This window comes from Staphylococcus sp. TCBT05 (genome assembly GCF_055179755.1).
The window spans coordinates 1-4,123 of the sequence record NZ_JBUQDQ010000001.1 but is presented as its reverse complement, the minus strand read 5'-3'; the positions used below and the strand labels follow the sequence as shown (position 1 = coordinate 4,123).

The window sequence follows — 4,123 nt, the reverse complement described above, 5'->3', positions numbered from 1 at the left end:
CAGCAATCCTACTTTTTCTGTTTCTGCTTGCAACCTTCTCATATCAAACAAAGGAAATCCTTGTATATCGTTTTGTACCTGCTCCTTCGTTTCTTTTAATTTTGTAATCTCTTCTTTTGTATCACCTACTTGTTTTTGTAGGTCATTCCGTTCTTGTTGTTGTTTTCTCACAATCTGTTCTAACTGTCCTTGAACTGTTTGTAATTCTTCTACTTTTCCCTCTGACTGTTTCACTTCTTTGTCTACCCGTTGTAAATAGCTTTCTTTTTCCTGTACCTGTTTTTCTACAACGGACTTTGTTTCCGCATATTCTTTGTATTGTTTTACTTTCATGTACTTATGAGACCCTACATTCGCTCGTTCAAAATCAGGAATATATTCTTTCGCCAATGATTCGATATATGCAGTTTCTACCGCTCTCCAATTCGCAATCAGTTCCATCCCTTTTCCTTCCACGCCTTGTTGTTGCAAAGCTCTATCCATTCCGACACGCTTCGTTAATCCACGACTACTTGAAAAATGTGGGACATAATTGATATGCAGATGCGGATTCGCTTCATCATCATGTAAAACCATGTTATAGACTGCTAGATTGGGATTCCGCTCTTGAAACGCTTCTGCATACCGCTGTAGCGTTTCTTTTTTCTCTTCCCTACACATTGGGTCATCTTTGCCTTCTCCAATCGCTACAACCAATTCTCGTTGTTCATGTACTTTTTCGCTTTTCTTGATTTTCTCGTAGTAATCTTGAATCTTACGGTCATTTCGTTTTTGTTTCTCGTTATAAGTATCTACTGCTTCCTGAAATATCTCTTTGTATACACTCCTAATATCCTTTTGAACAAAATATATATTCTCTTTTAACCTAGATGGATCAATACCAGGATTTCCATGCGTATTTTCTCGATTGTTATGACTGATGGAACTTTTATGAGATTGATTAAATGAGATAGAACGCAACATCACATGCACCCACTTCCCTAGAATGATTGATACCATGAGTCTAGCAAAGAGACGAAATGGAGTCAATTAACGTAACCCTATACATATTTTGACACTACGCATCAAAATATATAGGGCTCTGCGAGGCCCTTGTCGGCATAGCCGAGTCACCTAGTGACAAAAAAACAATCTTGGGCGTCGCCCAAACCCACTGGGGAACTCTTCCCCAGACCCCATAAAAAAACACCCCCAACCCCCTCATTTTTGAGGGGGCTCCCTCGCCGGTAGGCAGGTTCAAACGGGTACCGTTTGAACACCACAAGAGGGTTTTGGGTTTTGGGCAGTTTGTCAACTCCTTAATGCTCACTTCGTTCCGCTTACCGTTGACAAACACATTGTATTGAAAACTCCTCTCTTTTATTTTCCGAAAATTCTAATATTTAAAGTAATCGTTTTCACCCCTTGTTTCTTCCGTCATCTACCATTAATGTTAGAGATATCAAATTAAAAGGGGCAAAATTATGAATAAAAAAACAATTTTGAAATCACTAGCAGCTGCAGCTATTATCACTACTGGCATTTCGCCAACAGTATCTTTTGCTAAAGAAAATACTGTTAGTAATAAAATTGTTCAAACAACTAATGTTACACCTGTAACAATTGAACAATTAAACTCAAATTATCAAATTATTGATGCTAGTATGGAAGGGTTAATTCGTACAAATACATACGAAAAAGACGGTGAACGTCATATTGTTGTGTTTGATGGAGTAACAGGTAATGTTAAAATTGATAATGTAATTCAAAAAGATTTATCATATGAATATGATCCTATTGCAGCACACAATAGAAATAATTCAATTGAAAAAGATAATCCTATAATGAGAGCAGCTGCACCTAAAGCAGGCTATCAATATGTAGGAACTCTTAAAGGTCATACTAGCGAAGCTAAAAACGCTGCTGCACTTGGAGCAGCTCTGGCTGGTACTATACCTGGTTTAGGATGGGGAGCTAAAGTAGCTATAATTTTAACTGGTTATGGAGCAAATCAAAAAATACCTGCTTGCTATTATTCTTATGATTTATATCAAAAAGGTTTTATGACAAATAATTGGTATCAATATTCTACGACTCGATTATATAAAGATAGCGCCCGTACAAAACCAATGGGACAATCTTGGACAAGTCAACCGAAAAAAATTTATTTGCCTAATAGTTAATAAAAAAGACGCTTAGTTTTTAAACTAAGCGTCTTTTTTATTACTAATTTTCAAAAATAAAAGTTGTTTAATTTTATATATAATTATTACCCCAATAAGAATGGAATATAAATATATGTATACTAAATCAACAGTATCTAATATCCAATACATACAGAAAATGTAAGTGGCTATATACATAATAATATCAAAAATAGTACTTTTATAGGATTTCATAATAGTCATTCCTAACATAATTTTATTTATTAATAGTGTATCATTAAACTGATTTATAAAGTAATGAAAATTCAGTTTTTTGTCATTTGATTTTTAAAGATTTTCTGATTCCCTTTGTTTTTCGGTGTGAGACTGACTGGGGGTTTGGGGGTTAGCCCCCAAGGTTTGCGTATCGGGATCATGTTACATAACAACATAAAGAACGAAAGAACAGGCTGGTTTCGGTATGGTACAATCTTCGTTCAAGTCGAGAATCAAAATTCCCATGTTTTTCGTATGCTCGACTTGACGACTACAAATCGAGCATACCGAAATCAGCTATTCAATAGCAAAAGAGTGGAGATTTTTTGAGTGTCTTTTCTCAAAAAATACTACTCGACTATTGAATAGCTGAAAGCCACTTAATTATATAGAAAAGAGTAATTAGTAGTTTAAAAGTAGAATCAGGCTTGATACATAGCTATGTAAGCGCTTACTTTTTGTTGTACTTTTTTACAACCTTTGTTGTACTTTTTTACAACTTTTGTTGTACTTTTTTTACAACATTTGTTATACTTTGTTTAAAATTAAATTAGAGAGGATAGGTAAAATGCCAAAACAAAGAACTGAAAATGATGTAATTTATAACGGTAAAAGAAGGCTACAAGATTTAGATACAGGTGAAATATTTGAAGTTGATGATATTGTAAAAAAAACACCAAGAAATGGCTTTATGATCACGTATTTAACCGCAATCGTTCAATTGATAGATAGTTTAGGTAATAAAAAAATGCAAGTAGTAAAATACATACTAGAGAATATGGATAAATCTACAAACACATTAATTATCACTACAAGAGAATTATCAGAAAAAAGCCAAGTCTCAATCAAAACTGTTGTAGAAACATTAAAAACATTAGAACAAGCTCAAATTATTACGAGAAGGACTGGAGCCATTATGATACATCCAAGTCTAATACATCGTGGTAAAGACACTAAAGAAAAATACTTACTTGCTAGATTTCAAGATTTTAATAATAATAAATCTCCAATTAACGAAGTAGAATAAACCGCTTTAAAGTTAATCCTAAAGCGGTTTATTCTTTCTTTATCCTTTGTACTTACATTTCATGTTCAAATCCTCTATCGCGTTCTTTTTTCGGTTCTAAAGCTTGTACAGATTGTTCAATTCCTTTACTCAATCCAATTTCCTTATCCACTTTCTCCGCTAGATCATCACTCCCCATTTTTCTAAGCCAATAACTTGTATAATTTGCAATCGCATCTACCAATCTATTTCCACGTTCATTTAGCGGTTGTTCATATTCTTTCTTGCTATATTTCATCATCCCAACTGCTTTCGCTACATTCGCAAAACTCATTTTTAATCCTTCGTACATTTCATTCACTTTGTTCAACGTTCGTTTCAAACGACTATTTTCTACGGTTAATAGATTCACTTGTTCTTGTAATCTTTGCTTTTCTTCCCACCATTTTTGACCATTCTCAACAGCTGCTTCTTTCCCAATCAATTTTCGTTCTCTTTGGTTCACTTCTAATTCTTTATAGCTAATATCCAACTCCTTTTGATTGATAAACTCTTCTCTTTCATTTAGTTGCGCCTCTCTGGCTTCTAGTAAGCTTTTAGACCTATCTATAGCACTTAACCCTTCTTTGATACTAGAAACACCCCTGAGGCGCTTAGAGAGCTTCTGAGCGTCTTCTTTTGTCAGAATATAGTTTCCTGTTTTTACTTCTTTTTTTTT

At 34.2% G+C, this 4,123-nt stretch carries 3 protein-coding genes and 1 pseudogene; 2 read left to right on the top strand and 2 right to left on the bottom strand.

All coding sequences use genetic code 11. The features are described from left to right. Positions 1-963 (bottom strand): plasmid recombination protein (locus ACY191_RS00020; protein ID WP_463269837.1); only part of this gene is annotated, 963 nt, incomplete at its 3' end. A gap of 500 nt (positions 964-1,463) precedes the next feature. Here ACY191_RS00020 and ACY191_RS00015 point away from each other — a divergent pair. Further along, a complete protein-coding gene (locus tag ACY191_RS00015; RefSeq protein ID WP_326267410.1) occupies positions 1,464-2,162 on the top strand; it encodes a hypothetical protein in 699 nt (232 codons plus the stop codon). A gap of 805 nt (positions 2,163-2,967) precedes the next feature. After that, positions 2,968-3,426, top strand: a complete 459-nt coding sequence (locus ACY191_RS00010; protein ID WP_030030343.1) for a replication/maintenance protein RepL — start codon at positions 2,968-2,970, stop codon at positions 3,424-3,426. A gap of 52 nt (positions 3,427-3,478) precedes the next feature. Here the strand turns inward: ACY191_RS00010 and ACY191_RS00005 are convergent. Next, positions 3,479-4,123 (bottom strand): annotated as a pseudogene (locus tag ACY191_RS00005) (plasmid recombination protein); the annotation flags it as partial.

What these genes read in the sequence shown, in the direction of transcription:
- ACY191_RS00015 (WP_326267410.1), top strand. Translation starts at nt 1,464, where the DNA reads ATGAATAAAAAAACAATTTTGAAATCACTAGCAGCTGCAGCTATTATC.
- ACY191_RS00010 (WP_030030343.1), top strand. Translation starts at nt 2,968, where the DNA reads ATGCCAAAACAAAGAACTGAAAATGATGTAATTTATAACGGTAAAAGA.